The sequence below is a fragment of the Superficieibacter sp. HKU1 genome (assembly GCF_029319185.1).
GTDB lineage: Bacteria > Pseudomonadota > Gammaproteobacteria > Enterobacterales > Enterobacteriaceae > Superficieibacter.
Genome location: NZ_CP119754.1, coordinates 1,038,081 through 1,060,140 on the forward strand (window position 1 = coordinate 1,038,081; position 22,060 = coordinate 1,060,140).

The 22,060-nt window shown below is 53.4% G+C and carries 17 protein-coding genes; 11 read left to right on the forward strand and 6 right to left on the reverse strand.

Annotated elements, in window-relative coordinates:
- The first annotated feature begins 36 nt into the window (after window positions 1-36).
- Both degP and cdaR read left to right on the forward strand, forming a co-directional pair.
- The gene (gene degP, locus P0H77_RS05005) at window positions 37-1,467 is read left to right on the forward strand and encodes a serine endoprotease DegP (protein WP_276163844.1); all 1,431 of its coding nucleotides are present in this window, start codon (window positions 37-39) and stop codon (window positions 1,465-1,467) included.
- Window positions 1,468-1,621: 154 nt separating this feature from the next.
- The gene (gene cdaR / locus P0H77_RS05010; RefSeq protein ID WP_176919769.1) at window positions 1,622-2,779 is read left to right on the forward strand and encodes a DNA-binding transcriptional regulator CdaR; all 1,158 of its coding nucleotides are present in this window, start codon (window positions 1,622-1,624) and stop codon (window positions 2,777-2,779) included.
- Window positions 2,780-3,102: 323 nt separating this feature from the next.
- Here cdaR and P0H77_RS05015 read toward each other — a convergent pair whose 3' ends face one another.
- The 6 genes from P0H77_RS05015 to map form a co-directional block, all read right to left on the reverse strand.
- Window positions 3,103-6,069: a putative mucin/carbohydrate-binding domain-containing protein gene (locus P0H77_RS05015; RefSeq protein ID WP_276163845.1), complete on the reverse strand. Its 2,967-nt coding sequence runs from the start codon at window positions 6,067-6,069 to the stop codon at window positions 3,103-3,105.
- A 216-nt stretch (window positions 6,070-6,285) separates the two neighbouring features.
- Complete coding sequence (locus P0H77_RS05020; RefSeq protein ID WP_194207752.1) at window positions 6,286-6,675, reverse strand: DUF3461 family protein; 390 nt, start codon at window positions 6,673-6,675, stop codon at window positions 6,286-6,288.
- A 60-nt stretch (window positions 6,676-6,735) separates the two neighbouring features.
- Complete coding sequence (locus tag P0H77_RS05025; protein ID WP_276163846.1) at window positions 6,736-7,035, reverse strand: hypothetical protein; 300 nt, start codon at window positions 7,033-7,035, stop codon at window positions 6,736-6,738.
- Window positions 7,036-7,091: 56 nt separating this feature from the next.
- Window positions 7,092-7,916, reverse strand: a complete 825-nt coding sequence (gene dapD, locus P0H77_RS05030) for a 2,3,4,5-tetrahydropyridine-2,6-dicarboxylate N-succinyltransferase (protein WP_176919765.1) — start codon at window positions 7,914-7,916, stop codon at window positions 7,092-7,094.
- Between the two features lie 30 nt (window positions 7,917-7,946).
- Window positions 7,947-10,622 carry a bifunctional uridylyltransferase/uridylyl-removing protein GlnD gene (glnD, locus tag P0H77_RS05035; protein WP_276163847.1) on the reverse strand — a complete coding sequence of 892 codons (2,676 nt, stop codon included), beginning with the start codon at window positions 10,620-10,622 and terminating at the stop codon, window positions 7,947-7,949.
- Window positions 10,623-10,685: 63 nt separating this feature from the next.
- Complete coding sequence (gene map, locus P0H77_RS05040) at window positions 10,686-11,480, reverse strand: type I methionyl aminopeptidase (protein ID WP_276163848.1); 795 nt, start codon at window positions 11,478-11,480, stop codon at window positions 10,686-10,688.
- 324 nt (window positions 11,481-11,804) lie between these two features.
- On the opposite strand from map, the gene rpsB reads away from it, so the two are divergent.
- The 9 genes from rpsB to bamA all read left to right on the forward strand — a co-directional run bounded on the left by rpsB (window position 11,805) and on the right by bamA (window position 22,037).
- The gene (gene rpsB / locus P0H77_RS05045) at window positions 11,805-12,530 is read left to right on the forward strand and encodes a 30S ribosomal protein S2 (RefSeq protein WP_103678247.1); all 726 of its coding nucleotides are present in this window, start codon (window positions 11,805-11,807) and stop codon (window positions 12,528-12,530) included.
- Between the two features lie 136 nt (window positions 12,531-12,666).
- Window positions 12,667-13,518 carry a translation elongation factor Ts gene (tsf, locus tag P0H77_RS05050; protein ID WP_276163849.1) on the forward strand — a complete coding sequence of 284 codons (852 nt, stop codon included), beginning with the start codon at window positions 12,667-12,669 and terminating at the stop codon, window positions 13,516-13,518.
- Between the two features lie 145 nt (window positions 13,519-13,663).
- Window positions 13,664-14,389, forward strand: a complete 726-nt coding sequence (pyrH, locus tag P0H77_RS05055) for a UMP kinase (RefSeq protein WP_276163850.1) — start codon at window positions 13,664-13,666, stop codon at window positions 14,387-14,389.
- Between the two features lie 154 nt (window positions 14,390-14,543).
- Window positions 14,544-15,101, forward strand: a complete 558-nt coding sequence (frr, locus tag P0H77_RS05060) for a ribosome recycling factor (RefSeq protein WP_276163851.1) — start codon at window positions 14,544-14,546, stop codon at window positions 15,099-15,101.
- A gap of 93 nt (window positions 15,102-15,194) precedes the next feature.
- A complete protein-coding gene (gene ispC / locus P0H77_RS05065; protein ID WP_276163852.1) occupies window positions 15,195-16,391 on the forward strand; it encodes a 1-deoxy-D-xylulose-5-phosphate reductoisomerase in 1,197 nt (398 codons plus the stop codon).
- A gap of 189 nt (window positions 16,392-16,580) precedes the next feature.
- On the forward strand, window positions 16,581-17,339 hold the full coding sequence (ispU, locus tag P0H77_RS05070; protein ID WP_276163853.1) for a (2E,6E)-farnesyl-diphosphate-specific ditrans,polycis-undecaprenyl-diphosphate synthase: 759 nt from the start codon (window positions 16,581-16,583) through the stop codon (window positions 17,337-17,339).
- Window positions 17,340-17,351: 12 nt separating this feature from the next.
- Entirely contained in the window at window positions 17,352-18,209 is an 858-nt protein-coding gene (gene cdsA, locus P0H77_RS05075; protein WP_276163854.1) for a phosphatidate cytidylyltransferase, read from the forward strand.
- Between the two features lie 11 nt (window positions 18,210-18,220).
- A complete protein-coding gene (gene rseP / locus P0H77_RS05080) occupies window positions 18,221-19,570 on the forward strand; it encodes a sigma E protease regulator RseP (protein WP_276163855.1) in 1,350 nt (449 codons plus the stop codon).
- A 31-nt stretch (window positions 19,571-19,601) separates the two neighbouring features.
- A complete protein-coding gene (gene bamA / locus P0H77_RS05085; protein ID WP_276163856.1) occupies window positions 19,602-22,037 on the forward strand; it encodes an outer membrane protein assembly factor BamA in 2,436 nt (811 codons plus the stop codon).
- Window positions 22,038-22,060: the final 23 nt, after the last annotated feature.

Below are 22,060 nucleotides of genomic sequence, written 5' to 3' on the forward strand. Positions count from 1 at the left end.
GCGACTTGCGTTATCTGATATTGAGACGGAAAAAAGATGAAAAAGACCACATTAGCAATGAGCGCACTGGCATTAAGTTTAAGTCTGGCATTATCTCCTTTAGCCGCAAACGCAGCGGAAACCGCCTCGTCCGCGGAGACGGCACAGCAGATGCCAAGCCTGGCACCTATGCTTGAAAAAGTCATGCCTTCGGTGGTGAGTATTAACGTAGAGGGTAGCACCAGCGTGAATACGCCGCGGATGCCGAAAAACTTCCAGCAGTTCTTTGGCGATAACTCGCCGTTCTGTCAGGAAGGTTCCCCGTTCCAGAGTTCACCGTTCTGTCAGGGCGGCGGCGAAGGCGGGAATGGTGGTAGCCAGCAGCAGAAATTTATGGCGCTGGGGTCAGGGGTCATCATCGATGCGGCTAAAGGCTATGTCGTCACCAATAACCACGTGGTCGAGAATGCGACCACCATTAAAGTTCAGCTGAGCGACGGTCGCAAACTGGACGCCAAAATGGTTGGCAAAGATCCGCGTTCTGATATCGCCCTGATCCAGATCCAGGATCCGAAAAACCTCACGGCGATTAAGATCGCTGACTCCGACGCCCTGCGCGTAGGGGATTACACCGTCGCTATCGGTAACCCGTTTGGCCTGGGTGAAACGGTAACTTCCGGGATTGTCTCCGCGCTGGGTCGTAGCGGCCTGAACGCCGAGAACTACGAAAACTTTATCCAGACCGATGCGGCGATTAACCGCGGTAACTCCGGCGGTGCGCTGGTGAACCTGAACGGTGAGCTGATCGGCATTAACACGGCGATCCTCGCGCCGGACGGCGGCAACATCGGTATCGGTTTTGCGATCCCGAGCAATATGGTGAAAAGCCTGACAGCACAGATGGTCGAGTACGGCCAGGTACGCCGTGGCGAACTGGGCATTATGGGTACCGAGCTGAGCTCTGAGCTGGCAAAAGCGATGAAAGTCGATGCTCAGCGCGGCGCGTTTGTCAGCCAGGTGATGCCGAATTCAGCGGCGGCTAAAGCGGGCATTAAAGCCGGCGATGTGATCACTTCGCTAAACGGCAAGCCGATCAGCAGCTTCGCGGCAATGCGCGCGCAGGTCGGCACCATGCCGATTGGTAGCAAAGTCACCCTCGGCCTGCTGCGTGACGGCAAGCCGGTTGAGGTCAGCCTGGAATTGCAGCAAAGCAGCCAGAATCAGGTTGATTCCAGCACCATTTTCAGCGGTATTGAAGGTGCTGAAATGAGCAATAAAGGCCAGGATAAAGGCGTGGTGGTGAACAGCGTGAAAGCCAATTCGCCAGCGGCGCAAATCGGGCTGAAGAAAGGCGACGTGATCGTTGGCGCTAACCAGCAGTCGGTGAAAAATATTGCCGAGCTGCGTAAGATCCTTGATGCGAAACCGGGCGTGCTGGCACTGAATATCCAGCGTGGCGATACCTCTATCTACCTGCTGATGCAGTAATGTCTCCGGCCCTCCCTCAGTTGGGGGAGGGCGTTTTGCCTGCAATTTGTGACCCTCCCCACAACTCCATACTTCTCCACTTTGCTTTGTGCATATGCACAATGCGGCAATCTACTATTCTCCTTATGCTGGAGCTCTGCTTACGGGAGGAAACATGGCTGGCTGGCATCTTGATACCAAAATGGCACAGGATATCGTGGCACGCACGATGCGCATCATTGATACCAATATTAACGTTATGGATGCCCGTGGACGCATTATCGGTAGCGGCGATCGCGAACGAGTTGGTGAATTGCACGAAGGCGCACTGCTGGTGCTGTCCCAGGGACGGGTCGTGGATATCGATGATGCCGTAGCGCGTCACCTGCACGGCGTGCGCCAGGGGATCAATCTGCCGTTGCGGCTGGAAGGGGAAATCGTCGGGGTTATCGGTCTGACGGGCGAGCCGGAGACTCTGCGTAAATATGGCGAGCTGGTGTGTATGACTGCCGAAATGATGCTTGAGCAATCGCGGCTGATGCATCTGCTCGCTCAGGATAGCCGTCTGCGTGAAGAGCTGGTGATGAACCTTATCCAGGCTGAGGAGCACACGCCTGCGTTGACCGAATGGGCGCAGCGTCTTGGTATCGATCTTAATCAGCCGCGCGTGGTCGCCGTGCTGGAGGTGGATAGCGGCCAGCTTGGCGTTGATAGCGCCATGGCGGAACTTCAGCAGTTGCAGAGCGCGTTAACCACCCCAGAGCGCAATAACCTGATCGCCATTGTCTCACTGACCGAGATGGTGGTATTAAAACCGGCGCTGAATCCATTTGGCCGCTGGGATGCGGAAGATCATCGTAAGCGTGTGGAACAGCTTATTTCCCGAATGAAGGAGAACGGGCAGCTGCGCTTTCGCGTGGCGTTAGGCAACTATTTTACCGGTCCGGGCAGCATCGCCCGTTCTTATCGCACCGCGCGTACCACGATGATGGTCGGCAAGCAGCGGATGCCGGAAAGCCGCAGCTATTTTTATCAGGATTTGATGCTGCCGGTGCTGCTCGACAGCCTGCGCGGCGGCTGGCAGGCCAACGAGCTGGCGCGCCCGCTGACCCGGCTTAAAGCGATGGATAATAACGGTCTGCTGCGGCGGACGTTGCAAGCGTGGTTCCGCCATAACGTACAGCCGCTGGCGACGTCAAAAGCCTTGTTTATTCATCGTAATACGCTGGAGTACCGGCTGAACCGCATCTCAGAACTGACCGGGCTGGACCTGGGGAATTTCGATGACAGGCTGCTGCTGTATGTGGCGCTACAACTGGATGAGCAGCATTAAAAACACCCGCCGGAAGGCGGGTGCGAGAGGTTGATGACAAACCGGGTTTTGCTATTGTGTACGCCGTTTTGCCGGGTGGCAGCTTCGCCTTACCCTGCCTACAAAGTCATCAATGTCAACAGGTTATGCATAAACCGTAGGCCTGTGCAAGCGAAGCGCCGCCAGGCATCATTCCACGGTATAACATTTGTCAGCAGCCTGAACGCCTCCCGCAGGAGACGTTCGGATCGTTAACAACATAGCTTCTCAGGGGAAACGCCGGGATTGGGTTCCCGGAGGGAGGCCCAACCCGGCGGTCGCCCCGACATCCACGGGTGCTCGCTTTACAGACGTTCTAAACCCTGCACCGTTACGCGCCAGCTCACGCTGTGCGGCTGCGGCCAGGTTTCACCATTTCGCGGGTTAGCGATAACCGAGCGGCGTCCTGCTTCGGCGTGAGAGACTTCAATAATATAATTCTCTTCCAGCGCCGCGATATCCACATAGTCACCAAGTTCTGAGGAGCCTTTGATCGCCTGGCGAGCGACAACAGAACCTCGCGTATTATAAACGTTAATCGTCGCATAAACGGTGCTATACGCTTTATGCGGCACGCCAGGGTGGGCACTGAAGGTAAACTGTTTACCACCTATATCCAGATCCATACTGGCGAAGCAGACGTCGTTATCACCGAGCAGATCCCAGACAAAGCGATCGCCATACAGTGCCGTCTCCTCTTTCGGATCGTCCTGCGCCGGTAACGCCGTCTGCTGCTCTTCCAGTCCGAACGGCGTGACGTACCAGAGATTCGTTTTCTTCACCGGCACCAGCGTGGTTTGCGTAAGGTTAAAGGCGCTGTCTCTGAACGGTTCGTCGTGGAATATAGCGAGCGCAAAGCCTTCCTCCAGCGCAATACGTTCAGTTTGCGCCTGATAGTTCTCCGCCCCCTGATAGTGGCGGTGATAAAGGGTTTCCCCCGCCGCGTTTCTGACATCGATGCTGGCATAGGTCGCGCCAGGAAGGTAATAGGCATGGGGCTGACCCGCACGCGTCTGCACCACCATTTCCTGTTTCACGGTATCAATGGCAATTTGACAGAATTCGTTATTTTTTAATCCCTGTAATTTTAGCGTGACGCCTTTACCCGTTAACGCGCCGGGGACGCGGTTATCGACAGGAAGTACATCGCTATACTCCTTAAGCAACGCCTGCCGTTCTGCGTCAGAAAAGCTTTGCAGCATCAGCCAGAGGTCATTTTTACGTGCGGAATAGCGCGTATACGGCAAAGAAGGCAGATCCCGTAGCGCCTGCGCATGGCGCGCAAAAACAGTCCTGAGATCGTCCACCGGGCGATTGTTAAGGACAAAGTTATATAAGCCTTCCCGATCGATACGGAATAATTGATTCGGCTGCGGCGCCACCAGCGGTAAATAGCCAGGTGAGGCTTTCAGGCGGCCCGGTTCGGCATGATAAACCGAAAGATGGTAATTCTCTTTTAAGGGCAGCTGAAGTTTTCCAGTGGCGCAGTTCGTACCGCTCATATCGCGCTTCAGCAATTGCTCACCGCTTTCAGAAAATACGGTCACGCTGGCGTAGCGCTGGCTGGAAAAATAAAGATGCGGTGTGGCGCTAAAAATATCCAGCGTCAGCAGCTGGTTTTCATAATCCACGCACAGACTGGCGAAAGGCGTGTTGTCATAGCCCTGAAAATGCAGGGTTTGGTTACGCAGCGCAGTATCCGCCAGCGGGGCATAGTTCACCGTCACGGCGTTCGCGCCTTCGCGAAGCGTGACAAAAGGAGTATCAACGCGGTATTTCTGCGAGCGGCCCTGAGGCAGATCAAGCTGATAAACGCCAACAGGAAGATCGCTAAAGGCGATTTGCTTATCGACGATGGTGGCAGCAAAAGATTGTCCGCCGTTATCGCGCAGGGTGAGCGTTTGCCCATAAACCTGCTCAGGGCGATCGATATTTAACGTGAGGGTCAGATTGCCTTTTTTCCCCAGTACCGCCAGTTGCTGGTTATCCACCAGCCAGACGAAGGAGTCCAGCTTCAGGCGCTGGCGCGCGCTTTCCCACTCGCTTTCCGCCAGCAGGTCAAACAGCGGCCAGACGGGTTTTGCCGCATATGCAGCCACTTTTTCACAGGTAAAAGCGTCGGGTTTCAGGCCACAAAACGTCATAAACGGCGTCATGTCGTAACCCGCCCCGGAGGCGATGGCGCTGGCCAGTAAGTCAGTGAGATGATGATCCGCAGGCTGAAAGCCTTCGCTATTGGCCAACACCCGGTATTGTTGGTTAAAGGCGCTGAACGCTGGCGTGTTAGCCTTGAAGAACATCATCATCAGCATTAACAGACGGGTGCGCCCGTTCCATTGCGCTACGGGAAGGCGAGTTCTGACGTTGGTGATAAATTTCAGCTCTTCCGTGGGTTGCTGGCCGTAATTATAAAGCCAGCCGTCAGTGTAAAGACGGTTATTGACGCTGAGGGTAGCCTGCTGAAAATACGCCGCATAAATATTATTCCACACTTCGCCAACGGGAATTTCGGTATCCTTCATAAATTTCCCCTGATAACCGTGGGCAATTTCATGAAGAATAGTCCATTGCGTAGTAATATTATTAATCCACCCCTGGCTTATTGTTGATGCGGTTTGTGCGCACCACCAGGGTAAATAATAGGCCGAGCCGACGCCGTGCTTGTCAGCTTTAATAAAATAACTGTTGGGGATATTTTTATCCAGCGGTGAGACAGGGTTGTCGCTTAATCCGGCCCACTCATTGTAAGCGCTAAAAATAGTCGTATAAAATGCCTGCAAAGTTGCCAGACCCGTTTTCCGCAGGTTATCCCGGTCAGCCAGCGGAAGCAGGAAGCAGGCTACGTCGATATCGACCAACGCAAACGGCGAGGCATTTTGCTGCCAGTGGCTAAAGAAATCGCTCTCGGACTGCCCCTTACTCCAGTACGGCAGAGGTTTGATGGTCGGCGGCAGTTCATAGAGCACGCTAAATTCACCGGGCTGGTCGGTATGAAGGGTATCAACAAACGGTACGGTGTCTACCGTAGCGCTGATAGTCTGCCAGCTGGTGCTTAAGGTAATCGTTTTTTCTGCCTGCGAGTCGTCGCACAGCACACGGAATGTTGCTTTGCCTTTTGTAATATCTGCCTGACGTACGCGCAGGGGAGTATTTGCGGGTAATATAAATCCCAGCGACTGACGGTCATGCTGTCTTCCTTTTTCAAATCCGGCATTATCCAGCCACGGTGCAGCCTGAAGCGTATAGCAACGTTGTGTTATTTCCTGAGTCATTTCATGTTCCTCCTGTATAAGGTTTGATGAAAATACAGGAGCAGAAAGACTTTGATAATATAAGATAATATTGGATGAGATGAAATGAGAAAACAGGATTGTAAGTAAAAGGATGAAAATAAATCATCCTGAAAAAATGATAATATTGATGAGGTGTGACTATTGTAGCGAGTCCCGGAGTGGGAATAATAACGGGCCAGTTTTGGCCCGTTAATGTTATTTATTACGCGTTAGTTTTTCGAGGTCGGATTCTATCTCGGTAATTTTGTTGGCGACCACGCTTTCCAGGTGGCGCAGATCGTCGAGGATCTTACGCTTCAGATCGACATCGCTGCGATCCCGCTGGCAGATCTGGTCGAGTTCGTCGATAACATAACGCAGGTTAGGGCTGATCTCCTGCACTTCTTTGTAACCCTGTCCCACGCCGTCCGCGATCACGGTTTTGCGCTGGCGCGGGTACTTAAATTTCACGCTTTTAGCGAAAAATTCGCCTTTGTCCTTTTGGAAATAGATTTTCAGGATATCGTTGTTGGCTTCCTGCCGGAGGCTGTAACGATCAATTTCATCAGGATTCGTAATGCCCAGACTCTTCAGATTGTCGTACATAGCGGTACCTCAAAGAGAAACAGTGGATTTTGCTCATTTTGTCATTAAGCATATCTGCTTTTAGGCTATCCGGCTCGCCGGAAAGGGATTTTTCTCCTGAATGTTAAGCCGATCTCTATCGGCTGAGATTGATGACCAGCCGTCCGTGGATATCAACGCTAAAGAGACGTAGCGGGAGTAGTGAAGGTCGGTAAGAAATAACACCTTGAGCGGCGGATCAGCGGATTGTTGCGGGAAAAAGCGCAGGCGGTGATAAGTGACTTCAAACTGCGTTGGTTCGTAGTAATGCGCATAACTGATGCCGGTTCCACCAGCCAGCCCTGCGGCGGCACCCAGCAGAAGGTTTCTTCGTGAAATCATTTTAACTCATTACGTACCGGCATAGCCGGGAACATCATGTCCCCGGCTTATTGCGCTTAGTCGATAGTACGCAGCAGTTCGTTGATGCCTACCTTGCCACGCGTTTTCGCGTCAACTTTCTTCACAATAACCGCACAGTACAGGCTGTATTTGCCATCTTTCGACGGCAGGTTACCGGAAACGACAACGGAGCCCGCCGGGACGCGGCCATAGTGCACTTCGCCGGTTTCACGATCGTAAATACGGGTGCTCTGACCGATGTAAACGCCCATGGAAATCACGGAGCCCTCTTCCACGATCACGCCTTCCACGACTTCAGAACGCGCGCCGATAAAGCAGTTATCTTCAATAATCGTTGGGTTGGCCTGTAACGGCTCCAGGACGCCGCCGATACCAACGCCGCCGGACAGGTGGACGTTTTTGCCGATTTGCGCGCAGGAACCGACGGTGGCCCAGGTATCGACCATCGTGCCTTCATCAACGTAAGCACCGATGTTGACATAGGACGGCATCAGCACGGTATTGCGGGCAATGAATGCCCCCTGACGTACGGCGGCGGGCGGCACCACGCGGAAGCCTTCTTTCTGAAAGCGCGCCTGGTCGTAATCGGCGAATTTCATCGGCACTTTATCGAAGTAGCGGCTTTCCGCACCGTCGATAACCTGGTTATCGTTAATCCGGAAAGAGAGCAGGACCGCTTTCTTCAACCACTGATGCGTGATCCACTGGCCGTCGATTTTTTCTGCGACACGCAGCGCGCCGGAATCCAGCAGGGATATCACCTGATTAACCGCTTCGCGGGTAACGGTATCCACATTTGTCGGCGTAATATCGGCGCGACGCTCAAAAGCGGTCTCAATAACGTTCTGTAACTGCTGCATTGTTAAACTCTTTCCATATAAATAAACACACTACCCTTTATCGTTTGGATTGAGGGCCTCTGTCAACCGTTGTTGCACCTCAAGTTGCAGGGCATTATTAAGGCCGCGCCGGTCCGCCGTGGCGATTATGAATAAATCTTCTACTCGCTCGCCAATGGTTGTAATTCGGGCGCCGTGAAGCGAAATTCCCAGATCGGCAAAAATTTGCCCGACCCGTGCCAGCAGGCCAGGCTGGTCGAGGGCGATAAGCTCCATAAATGATTTTCTGTCGGTATGCGTAGGCAGAAAATTCACCTCGGTTTCCACGGTAAAGTGGCGAAGTTTCGCGGGCTGACGACGCGGTTGCGGCGGCTGCCAGCTGCGCTGGGTAATCGCCTGCTCCAGGCCAACGCGGATCGCTTCATGACGGTCCGGCGACAGCGGGCTGCCGTCCGGCTCCAGAACAATAAAGGTATCCATCGCCATCCCGTCGCGGGTGGTAAAAATCTGTGCGTCGTGGACGCTCAGGTTGCGCCGGTCCAGCTCCGCACAGACGGCGGCAAACAGGTAAGGGCGGTCCGGGCTCCAGATAAAAATCTCGGTGCCGCCGCGCGTCGCCTGCGGACTCAGCAGGATCATCGGTTTGCTGAGATCGTGCTGCAGCAGATGACGCGCATGCCAGGCGAGCTGATTTGGGCTATGGCGCACGAAGTAATTTGCGCGACAGCGGGACCAAATCTGATGCAGCGATTCCTCATTGATATTGTCCATGCGCAACAGGGCCAGCGCCTGAAGCTGATGGTGACGCACCCGTTCGCGCATGTCAGGCGTATTCTGCATGCCGCGGCGCAGCTGTTTTTCGGTGGCGAAATACAACTCGCGCAGCAGGCTCTGCTTCCAGCTGTTCCACAGCGTTTCGTTGGTGGCGCAGATATCGGCGACGGTCAGGCAGACGAGGAAGCGCAGACGGTTTTCCGTCTGCACCTCTTCAGCAAACTGCTTGATGACTTCCGGATCCTGAATATCGCGGCGCTGGGCCGTGACCGACATCAGCAGATGATGGCGCACCAGCCAGGCGACCAGCTGCGTCTCGCGGGAATTCAGCCCGTGCAGTTCGGCAAAAGTCAGCACGTCCTGCGCCCCGAGCACGGAATGGTCGCCGCCGCGGCCTTTGGCGATATCGTGGAAAAGGGCGGCAATCAGGATCAGTTCCGGATGGCTCAGGCGCGGCCAGAGGTCGACGCACAGCGGATGGCGCTGGCGCGTCTCTTCCCGGGCAAAGCTTTCCAGTTTTAGCATCACCCGGATGGTGTGCTCATCCACGGTGTAGGCATGGAAAAGATCGAACTGCATCTGACCGACAATATGCGACCACTGCGGCATATAGGCCCACAATACGCTGTGGCGGTGCATCGGCAGCAGGCCGCGACTGACCGCGCCCGGATGGCGCAGCATACTCAAAAATAGCGTCCGGGCTTCGGGTATATAGCACAGCGGCTGTTTCAGATGACGGCGGGCATGGCGCAAATGGCGCAGCGTCGTGGAATAAATGCCGGTGATCGTGCTGTTGCGCACCATGGTGTAAAACATGCGCAGGATCGCTTCCGGTTCGCGGATGAACAGCGTTTCGTCGCGCAAATCAATCAGGGTGCCGCGCAACTGGAATTCATCATCGATGGGGCGCGGTTTTTCATCCGCAGGCAGAGCCAGGATCGCCTCATCAAACAGTTGCAGCAGCATATGGTTAAGTTCGCCGACCCGCCGGGTGACGCGGAAAAAATCCTTCATCATCCGCTCAACCGGCTCATTGCCTTCCCCATCGTAATTCAGGCGCTGGGCGACGCTAAGCTGCCGATCAAACAGCAGGCGGTTATCATAGCGCGTCACCACTAAATGCAGGGCAAAGCGGATGCGCCACAGGATATGCAGGCATTCGTTAAGTTCCGCACGCTCAGCGGAGGTTAAAAAACCGAAGCCGACCATCTCGTCGAGTGAGGTCGCGCCAAAATGGCGGCGGGCGACCCATTGTAAGGTGTGAATATCGCGCAGGCCGCCGGGGCTGCTTTTGATATCCGGCTCCAGATTATAGCTGGTGCCGTGGTAGCGCTGGTGACGAACGTTTTGTTCCTCCACCTTGGCGGCGAAAAATGTCGCCGAGGGCCAGAAGCCTTCGCTGAAGATGTGTTTTTGCAGTTCGAGGAACAGGGCTACGTCGCCGATCAGCAGGCGCGTTTCAATCAGGTTGGTGGCGACAGTGAGATCGGAAAGCCCTTCCAGCAGACACTCTTCCAGCGTGCGCACGCTGTGTCCCACCTCCAGCTTGACGTCCCACAGCAGGGTCAACAGCTCACCGACTTTTTGCGCATGATCGTCCGACAATTTTTTGCGGCTTAAAATCAGCAGATCGATATCGGAAAGGGGATGCAGTTCGCCGCGACCGTAGCCGCCGACCGCCACCAGCGCAACGTCGCCGATTTGCCCGAAGCCGTAATGCAACCACAGCCGCTGTAAAAGCTGATCGATAAATTCGGTGCGCGCGTCAATCAGTTGCTCAGCGGAAATGCCGCTGTCAAAGGCCGAGCCAAGCCAGTGCTGGAAGCGATCGATGCGCGATTTGATTTCTGCACATACCAGCAACTCTTCCGGCCATGCGCCCGGATGTTCAGGCTGATCGGGCAGGGTGGGAAGGGCCGTATTCGCGTACTGTTCAGGTAAGGTGTAACTCATCGTCGCGCCACCTATAAGAAAAAATGATGACCATTAAAAAAGCCGGCGTTTGCCGGCTTTGTCTTATTCGTCGTGCGAGAGTATCGCCGGGATGGTGTCATCCTTACGCAGCGTCAGAATTTCGCAGCCGTTCCCGGTCACCACAATAGTATGTTCGTACTGCGCCGACAAGCTCCGGTCTTTAGTCTTCACCGTCCAGCCGTCTTTCATACTGCGGATCTCTTTTTTACCGGCGTTGACCATCGGTTCGATGGTAAATGTCATGCCCGGCTTGAGCACAACGTCGGTCTCTCTGGAGTCATAGTGCAGTACCTGCGGTTCCTCATGGAAGCCGCGGCCAATGCCGTGCCCACAATATTCGCGCACCACGGAGAAGCCTTCCGCCTCAACAAATTTCTGGATCGCCGCGCCAATCTCGCGCAGGTTAATGCCCGGCTTCACCATCTTCAGCGCCAGATACAGGCTTTGCTGAGTCACGCGGCACAAACGCTCGCCGAGGATAGTGGGTTTGCCCACGATAAACATTTTTGAGGTGTCGCCGTGAAACTCATCTTTAATCACCGTGACATCAATATTTACAACGTCGCCATCTTTCAGCAGTTTGCCGTCGTCCGGAATGCCGTGGCATACCACTTCATTAATAGAAATACAGACCGATTTCGGGAAGCCGTGATAGTTGAGGCAGGCCGATACCGCTTTCTGTTCATTGACGATGTAATCGTTGCAAATACGGTCCAGCTCGCCGGTGCTGACGCCCGGTTTAACGTAGGGTTCGATCATTTCCAGCACCTCGGCGGCCAGGCGGCCCGCGACGCGCATTTTTTCAATGTCTTCAGCTGTCTTGATAGAAATAGCCATGGATGGTGTCCAGTAGCGTCGAGTATTTCGACAATAATTGTGTATTAGTGATGTCAATGTTAACAGTCTGAAGCATGGCCTGCCAAATTGAGAATGATTAAGCGCACTCGTCGCCAACAACTGTTGGAGTCTGTAGCGGATTTATGGTATAAAGCGCGCCGGACTTCCGATCTCATTTCGTATACACAGAATGGACGGAAGCGACAAATCTCACTTTGTGTAACAACACACACGTATCGACACATATTCCGGGGTGCCCTTTGGGGTCGGTAATATGGGATGCGTGGAGGCTTAACCCCATACTTTATATAGAGGTTTTAAATCATGGCAACTGTTTCCATGCGCGACATGCTCAAAGCTGGTGTTCACTTCGGTCACCAGACCCGTTACTGGAACCCGAAAATGAAGCCTTTCATCTTCGGCGCGCGTAACAAAGTGCACATCATCAACCTTGAGCAGACTGTACCGATGTTCAACGACGCTCTGGCTGAACTGAACAAGATCGCCTCTCGCAAAGGTAAAATCCTTTTCGTTGGTACTAAACGCGCTGCAAGCGAAGCGGTGAAAGATGCTGCTAACAGCTGCGACCAGTTCTTCGTGAACCATCGCTGGTTGGGCGGTATGCTGACTAACTGGAAAACCGTTCGTCAGTCCATCAAACGTCTGAAAGACCTGGAAACTCAGTCTCAGGACGGCACTTTCGAGAAGCTGACCAAGAAAGAAGCGCTGATGCGCACCCGTGAGCTGGACAAACTGGAAAACAGCCTGGGCGGTATCAAAGACATGGGCGGTCTGCCGGACGCTCTGTTCGTTATCGATGCTGACCACGAGCACATTGCTATCAAAGAAGCAAACAACCTGGGTATCCCGGTATTTGCTATCGTTGATACCAACTCCGATCCGGACGGCGTTGACTTCGTTATCCCGGGTAACGACGATGCAATCCGCGCTGTTACCCTGTACCTGAGCGCTGTTGCGACCACCGTTCGTGAAGGCCGTTCTCAGGATCTGGCTTCCCAGGCGGAAGAAAGCTTCGTAGAAGCTGAGTAATAAGGAAAGCTCTTTCGAGCCCTTATAAACCAGGTAGTATCACGTTTGGTTAGGGGGCCTGTTAATGGCCCCCTTTTTCACTTTTAAATCTGTTCGGTCTGTGGCCGGGCAGGTATCATCTCCCGAGGATTTTAGAATGGCTGAAATTACCGCATCCCTGGTAAAAGAGCTGCGCGAGCGTACTGGCGCAGGCATGATGGATTGCAAAAAAGCGCTGACCGAAGCGAACGGCGACATCGAGCTGGCAATCGAAAACATGCGTAAATCTGGCGCGATCAAAGCGGCGAAAAAAGCAGGCAACGTGGCTGCTGACGGCGTGATCATCACTAAGATCGACGGCAACTACGGCATCATTCTGGAAGTTAACTGCCAGACTGACTTCGTTGCAAAAGATGCTGGCTTCCAGGCGTTTGCTAACAAAGTTCTGGACGCTGCTGTTGCTGGCAAAATCACTGACGTTGAAGTGCTGAAGGCACAGTTCGAAGAAGAACGTGTGGCTCTGGTCGCTAAAATCGGTGAAAACATCAATATCCGCCGTGTCGCTTCTCTGGAAGGCAACGTTCTGGGTTCATACCAGCACGGTGCGCGCATCGGTGTTCTGGTTGCGGCAACTGGCGCTGACGAAGAGCTGGTTAAGCACCTGGCAATGCACATTGCTGCGAGCAAGCCGGAATTCGTTAAGCCGGAAGACGTGTCTGCTGACGTGGTAGAAAAAGAATTCCAGGTACAGTTGGACATCGCCATGCAGTCTGGCAAGCCGAAAGAAATCGCAGAGAAAATGGTTGAAGGCCGTATGAAGAAATTCACCGGCGAAGTGTCTCTGACCGGTCAGCCTTTCGTTATGGATCCGAGCAAAACGGTTGGTCAGCTGCTGAAAGAGCACAATGCTGACGTAACGGGTTTCATCCGCTTCGAAGTGGGTGAAGGCATCGAAAAAGTTGAGTCTGACTTCGCAGCAGAAGTTGCTGCCATGTCCAAGCAGTCTTAATTTTTACAAGCAGCCGCCTGAGGGCGGCTTCTTTTTGTACCCGTCTTGTAAAATCAGCCAAACCCTATAGGGATAGCGCTGAAATGCGACGTACAATGTCGCCAGAATTCATTCATTTACTCGTTGACAGTCTCAGGAAAGAAACATGGCTACCAATGCAAAACCCGTCTATAAACGCATTCTGCTTAAGCTAAGTGGTGAAGCTCTACAGGGTTCGGAAGGCTTCGGTATTGATGCAAGCATACTCGATCGTATGGCTCAGGAAATCAAAGAGCTGGTGGAACTGGGCATTCAGGTTGGGGTGGTTATTGGCGGCGGTAACCTGTTCCGTGGGGCGGGTCTGGCGAAAGCGGGTATGAACCGCGTTGTGGGCGACCACATGGGCATGCTGGCGACGGTGATGAACGGCCTCGCGATGCGTGACGCGCTCCATCGCGCCTATGTGAACGCCCGCCTGATGTCAGCGATTCCGCTAAACGGCGTATGTGACAATTACAGCTGGGCGGAGGCGATTAGCCTGCTGCGTAATAATCGCGTGGTGATCCTCTCTGCGGGTACCGGCAATCCATTCTTTACTACCGATTCCGCTGCCTGCCTGCGCGGTATCGAAATTGAAGCGGACGTAGTGCTGAAAGCAACGAAAGTTGACGGTGTATTTACCGCCGATCCGGCAAAAGATCCGGCGGCGACGATGTACGATCAGCTGTCGTATAACGAAGTGCTGGATAAAGAACTGAAAGTCATGGATCTGGCCGCGTTTACGCTGGCTCGCGACCATAAACTGCCGATTCGTGTCTTCAACATGAACAAACCCGGTGCCCTGCGCCGCGTGGTCATGGGCGAAAAAGAAGGCACATTGATCACGGAATAATTTCCGTAGAGGCCAAATCCGGGTAAGATCCCGCTTCAATTACGCTGGCCGCTTACCCGGTGGCATATTATAAACAGGACTATACTTAGCATACCGCGCCTGGCGGAGTGCTACCGTCTGGTCTGTCTGAGACAAGTTTTCAAGGATTCGTAACGTGATTAGCGATATCAGAAAAGATGCTGAAGTACGCATGGACAAATGCGTTGAAGCGTTCAAAAACCAAATCAGCAAAATTCGTACTGGCCGCGCTTCCCCAAGCCTGCTGGACGGCATTATTGTTGAATATTATGGTGCGCCAACCCCGCTGCGTCAGCTGGCTAACGTCACCGTAGAAGACTCCCGCACGCTGAAAATCAACGTTTTCGACCGTAGCCTGAGCGCCGCCGTTGAAAAAGCCATCATGGCCTCGGATCTCGGTCTGAATCCAAGCTCTGCCGGCAGCGATATTCGCGTTCCGCTTCCCCCGCTGACTGAAGAGCGTCGTCGCGATCTGACGAAGATCGTCCGTGGTGAAGCCGAGCAGGCGCGTGTTGCCGTACGTAACGTACGCCGTGATGCTAACGACAAAGTCAAAGCGCTGCTGAAAGACAAAGAAATCAGTGAAGATGATGATCGTCGTTCTCAGGACGACGTGCAGAAAATGACCGACGTCGCCATCAAGAAAGTGGATGCGGCGCTGGCAGAAAAAGAAGCGGAACTGATGCAGTTCTGATCTGCCTTGATAATCTGAACGCCGTACAGAGAGCCTGAGAAGGCTTTGCTGGCGGCGTTTTGCTTTTTGTCTTACCTCTCTTCTGGACGCCTCATGAAGCAATTAACCGTTCTGGGTTCGACCGGTTCTATCGGGTGCAGCACGCTTGACGTGGTTCGCCACAATCCTGAAGTCTTCTCTGTCGCCGCTCTGGTCGCGGGCAAAAACGTTGAGCGTATGGCACAGCAGTGCCTGGAGTTTTCTCCCCGTTACGCCGTGATGGACGACATGCAAAGCGCGCGGACGTTAAAAGCGATGTTAAGCGAGCACGGCAGCCGTACCGAGGTGCTTAGCGGCCAACAGGCAGCCAGCGATATGGCCGCGCTGGATGAGGTCGATCAGGTGATGGCCGCGATTGTCGGCGCTGCCGGGCTGGTGCCTACGCTTGCGGCAATTCGGGCGGGAAAAACGGTGCTGTTAGCGAATAAAGAATCGCTGGTGACCTGTGGACGCTTGTTTATGGACGCCGTACAGCAGAGCAAAGCGCGATTATTGCCGGTAGATAGCGAACATAACGCCATTTTTCAGAGTTTACCGGAAACAATTCAACACAACCTGGGATACGCTGATCTCAAGGAGAATGGAGTTGCCTCTATTCTGCTTACTGGATCGGGTGGTCCATTTCGTGAGACGGCAATCTCAGCGCTGGCGGCAATGACGCCGGATCAGGCCTGCCGTCATCCGAACTGGTCGATGGGGCGTAAAATCTCCGTTGATTCGGCCACCATGATGAATAAAGGTCTGGAATACATTGAAGCCCGCTGGTTGTTTAACGCCTCAGCGCAGCAGATGGAAGTTTTAATCCATCCGCAGTCGGTGATTCATTCGATGGTTCGCTATCGTGATGGCAGCGTGCTGGCTCAGCTTGGCGAGCCGGATATGCGCACGCCCATCGCGCATACGATGGGCTGGCCGGGGCGCGTTGCTTCCGGGGTGAAGCCGCTGGATTTCTGTAAACTGAGCCAGTTAACGTTCGCCACGCCTGATTACGATCGCTATCCGTGCCTGAAACTGGCCATGGATGCGTTTGAGCAGGGGCAGGCGTTAACTACCGCGCTGAATGCCGCGAATGAAATCGCGGTGGCGGCGTTTTTAGCCTCGCAGATCCGCTTCACGGAGATTGCGGCCCTGAATCTGGCGGTGCTGGAACAGGTCGACGCGCAAGAACCGCAAAGCATTGAGGATGTGCTGGCTGTAGACGCCAGGGCGCGTGAGATCGCACACCGACAGGTGGCACGTCTCGCCAGTTGACGATAATCCGCGCGGGTATCGCTGAGGTATTTGTTAGCGCTGTGCTTCAGTGATATAGTCTGCGCCACCTGATTGCAGAAAATTAATAATTTGTAATCACGTGAGCCGTGGTGAAACACGGCTTTTTTACGAGAAAGCGTCACTATTCCGGAGCATCGCTAATCCCTTTTCATGGACTAAAAACGCGTTATGTTGTCTGCTAATCAACCAATCGGCGAAAGTTTGCCTGCGCATGGCTGCCGCCACGTCGCGATAATCATGGATGGCAATGGTCGCTGGGCGAAGAGACAGGGAAAAATCCGTGCCTTCGGACACAAGGCCGGGGCAAAATCCGTCCGACGTGCGGTCTCTTTTGCGGCGAATAACGGCATAGATGCGTTGACGCTTTACGCTTTCAGTAGCGAAAACTGGAATCGTCCGGCGCAGGAAGTGAGTGCATTGATGGAGCTGTTTGTGTGGGCGCTGGATAGCGAAGTCAAAAGCCTGCACCGCCATAATGTCCGTTTACGTATTATCGGTGATATCAATGGCTTTAACTCACGTTTGCAGGACAGGATCCGTAAAGCTGAAGCGTTGACCGAGAAAAATACCGGGCTGACGTTAAATATTGCAGCTAATTATGGTGGACGCTGGGATATTATCCAGGGAGTGCAGCAACTTGCCACGCAGGTTCAGGAAGGGCTTCTGCGACCCGATCAAATTAATGAAGAGATGCTAAGTCAGCAAATCTGCATGCATGAACTGGCTCCTGTAGATTTAGTAATTAGGACGGGCGGAGAGCATCGCATTAGTAACTTTTTGCTTTGGCAAATTGCCTATGCCGAGCTTTACTTTACGGATGTTCTCTGGCCTGATTTCGATGAACAAGACTTTGAAGGTGCGCTGCATGCCTTTGCCAATCGAGAGCGTCGCTTCGGCGGCACGGAGCCCGGTGTTGACAACGCCTGATGGGGGTCGCTTTTGCTGAAGTATCGTCTGATTTCTGCTTTTGTACTCATTCCCATCGTCATTGCGGCGCTATTTTTATTGCCCCCAATGGGCTTTGGCATTTTGACACTGGTCGTTTGCATGTTGGCCGCGTGGGAGTGGGGCCAGCTAAGCGGCTTTACCTCCAGAACCCAGCGTGTCTGGCTGGCCGTGCTCTGTGGCCTGCTGCTGGCGTTAATGTTGTTTATGCTGCCGGAGTACCATAACAATCTCCATCAACCGGTAATTGAGATCTCACTCTGGGCCTCGCTTGCCTGGTGGATCGTAGCGCTGGTGCTGGTGCTGTTTTACCCGGCGTCGGCTGCAATGTGGCGAAACTCAAAAACATTACGCCTGATTTTTGGTTTGCTCACTATTATTCCTTTTTTCTGGGGTATGGTGGTGCTGCGGGCCTGGCATTACACTATCAATCCTTATAGCGGCGCGCTGTGGCTGCTGTATGTTATGATCCTCGTCTGGGGCGCGGATTCCGGTGCTTACATGTTTGGTAAGCTGTTTGGCAAACATAAGCTGGCACCGAAGGTTTCTCCGGGAAAAACCTGGCAGGGCTTTATTGGCGGGCTATTTACGGCAGCCATTATCTCCTGGGCCTACGGGCAATGGGCTAATCTGGACGTTGCCCCGGCAACGCTGCTTATTTGCTCGGTTGTTGCCGCGCTGGCATCTGTGCTGGGTGATTTAACGGAAAGTATGTTTAAGCGTGAAGCCGGGATCAAAGACAGTGGTCATTTGATTCCAGGACACGGTGGGATTCTGGATCGTATCGATAGCCTGACGGCAGCGGTACCGGTCTTTGCCTGCCTGCTGTTGTTAGTCTTCAGGATGGTTTAACGGAAGGTTTTATGCTGAGCATTCTCTGGAATCTGGCCGCGTTCATCGTCGCGCTGGGTGTGCTGATCACCGTGCATGAATTTGGCCATTTCTGGGTTGCTCGCCGCTGTGGCGTTCGTGTTGAACGCTTTTCTATCGGTTTCGGCAAAGCGCTGTGGCGGCGCACCGATCGCCAGGGAACCGAATTCGTCATCGCCCTGATCCCGCTGGGCGGCTACGTCAAAATGCTGGATGAGCGCGTCGAGCCGGTTGCTCCGGAGATGCGCCACTACGCCTTCAATAACAAAACGGTTGGTCAGCGTGCGGCGATTATTGCCGCGGGTCCCGTCGCAAATTTCATCTTCGCTATCTTTGCTTACTGGCTGGTATTTATTATCGGCGTGCCCGGTATACGACCGGTAATTGGTGAAATAACACCCAATTCGGTGGCTGCCGAAGCACAAATTGCACCTGGTACGGAACTTAAAGCGGTAGACGGTATCGAAACGCCTGATTGGGATGCTGTGCGTCTTGAGCTGGTAGCGAAAATCGGTGAGAAACAAACCACTGTGAGTGTTGCCCCACCAGGCAGCGATAAACGACAGGATAAAGTTCTCGATTTACGTCACTGGAACTTTGAGCCGGACAAAGAAGATCCAATTGCTTCTTTGGGTATACGTCCGCGCGGCGCGCAGATAGAATCAGTGCTGGCAGAAGTGCAGACAGGCTCTGCTGCACAAAAAGCAGGTTTGCAAGCAGGCGACAGGATCGTTAAAGTCGATGGTCAGCCGCTTACACAGTGGTCGACTTTTGTAACTCTGGTGCGTAACAATCCGGGTAAAGGGTTGGCACTTGAGATAGAAAGACAGGGGAGCCCCTTGTCATTGACCTTAATACCGGATACAAAACCCGGTAATAAGGCAGAAGGGTTTGCGGGGGTTGTACCAAAAGTCATCCCGCTCCCGGATGAGTACAAAACAGTACGCCAGTATGGGCCATTCAGTGCCATCGCGCAGGCCACGGATAAAACGTGGCAACTCATGTCGTTGACGGTCAGGATGCTGGGAAAATTGATAACCGGTGACGTAAAACTGAACAACCTTAGTGGGCCGATTTCTATCGCTCAGGGGGCTGGGATGTCAGCGGAGTTTGGGTTGATTTACTATCTGATGTTCCTTGCGCTCATCAGTGTGAATCTGGGTATCATCAACCTGTTCCCGCTGCCCGTTCTTGACGGGGGTCATCTGCTCTTTTTAGCGATTGAAAAGCTAAAAGGCGCTCCGGTATCCGAGCGAGTTCAAGACTTTAGTTATCGCATTGGCTCGATTTTGCTGGTGTTGTTAATGGGGCTTGCACTTTTCAATGATTTCTCTCGGTTGTAAGAGAGAGTGTTAGGAAGAACGCATAATAACGATGGCGATGAAAAAGTTGCTTATAGCGTCGCTGCTGTTCAGCAGCGCCACCGTATACGGTGCTGAAGGGTTCGTAGTGAAGGACATTCATTTCGAAGGCCTGCAGCGAGTCGCTGTTGGTGCGGCCCTCCTGAGTATGCCTGTTCGCGCTGGCGACACGGTTAATGACGAAGACATCAGTAATACCATTCGCGCTTTGTTCGCTACGGGCAACTTTGAGGATGTCCGTGTCCTGCGCGATGGCGATACGCTGTTGGTTCAGGTGAAGGAACGTCCGACCATTGCCAGCATCACTTTCTCCGGTAACAAATCGGTGAAAGATGACATGCTCAAGCAAAACCTTGAAGCCTCTGGCGTGCGTGTGGGCGAATCTCTGGACCGTACCACCCTCTCCGACATTGAGAAGGGTCTGGAAGACTTCTACTACAGCGTGGGTAAATACAGCGCCAGCGTGAAGGCGGTTGTAACGCCGCTGCCGCGTAACCGCGTTGACCTGAAACTGGTTTTCCAGGAAGGCGTCTCGGCACAAATCCAGCAGATTAACATTGTCGGCAACCATGCCTTCAGCACGGAAGAGCTGATCTCGCACTTCCAGCTGCGCGATGAAGTGCCATGGTGGAACGTGGTGGGCGATCGTAAATATCAGAAGCAGAAGCTGGCGGGCGACCTTGAAACCCTGCGCAGCTACTATCTGGATCGCGGCTATGCACGTTTCAATATCGACTCCACCCAGGTCAGCCTGACGCCGGATAAAAAAGGCATCTACGTGACGGTGAATATCACCGAAGGCGATCAGTATAAGCTGCAAAGCGTTGAGGTCAGCGGCAACCTGGCAGGGCATTCAACCGATATTGAAAGGCTGACCAAAATCGAGCCGGGTGAACTCTACAACGGCACCAAAGTGACCAAAATGGAAGATGATATCAAAAAGCTTCTGGGTCGCTATGGTTATGCCTATCCGCGCGTTCAGTCGCAGCCGGAAATTAACGACGCTGATAAAACGGTCAAACTGCACGTCAACGTTGACGCTGGTAACCGTTACTACGTGCGCAAGATCCGCTTTGAAGGTAACGATACTTCCAAGGACGCCGTTCTGCGCCGTGAAATGCGTCAAATGGAAGGCGCATGGCTGGGCAGCGACCTCGTCGATCAAGGTAAAGAGCGTCTGAATCGTCTTGGCTATTTTGAAACGGTTGATACCGATACGCAGCGCGTGCCGGGTCGTCCGGATCAGGTTGACGTGGTCTATAAGGTCAAAGAGCGTAACACCGGTAGCTTTAACTTCGGTGTCGGTTACGGTACGGAAAGCGGCGTTAGCTTCCAGGCAGGCGTTCAGCAGGATAACTGGTTAGGTACCGGTTACTCGGTAGGTATCAACGGTACCAAGAACGACTACCAGACTTATACTGAGCTTTCAGTCACCGACCCGTACTTCACCGTTGATGGTGTGAGCCTCGGCGGCCGTGTGTTCTATAACGACTTTGAAGCAGATGATGCGGATCTGTCCGGCTATACCAATAAAAGCTATGGTACGGACTTAACGCTGGGCTTCCCGGTTAACGAATACAACACGCTGCGTGCGGGTGTAGGCTATGTCCACAACTCCCTGTCCAATATGGAACCGCAGGTTGCGATGTGGCGTTATCTGAATTCAATGGGTGAATACCCGAGCACGACGGATGAAGATAACAGCTTCAAGTCAGACGATTTCACCTTTAACTACGGCTGGACCTATAACAAACTGGACCGTGGCTTCTTCCCGACGGAAGGTACGCGTGTCAACCTGAACGGTAAAGTGACCATTCCGGGTTCTGATAACGAGTACTATAAAGCAACGCTGGATACCGCGACTTATGTGCCGGTGGACGACGACCATAAGTGGGTGGTTCTGGGCCGTACGAAAGTGGGTTATGGTGATGGCTTAGGCAGCAAAGAATTGCCGTTCTACGAGAACTTCTATGCCGGTGGCTCCAGCACCGTGCGTGGCTTCCAGTCCAACACCATCGGTCCAAAAGCGGTTTATTATCCCCATACCGTGAATAACTACGACAGTGATGATGATTATGATTGCGCCGTGGAAAATGGTGCATCGGATATCTGTAAGTCAGATGATGCCGTAGGGGGTAACGCGATGGCGGTGGCGAGCCTGGAGTTCATCACTCCAACGCCGTTTATTAGCGAAAAATATGCGAATTCGGTCCGTACCTCGTTCTTCTGGGATGCAGGTACCGTCTGGGATACGAACTGGGATACTGGTTCTGCTCCATCAGACGTGCCGGACTATAGCGATCCGAGCAATATCCGTATGTCTGCGGGTATTGCATTACAATGGATGTCCCCATTGGGGCCGTTGGTCTTCTCCTACGCCCAGCCGTTTAAAAAGTACGATGGAGACAAGGCAGAGCAGTTCCAGTTTAACATTGGTAAAACCTGGTAATTGTGCCCTGCAAAGGAATGCAA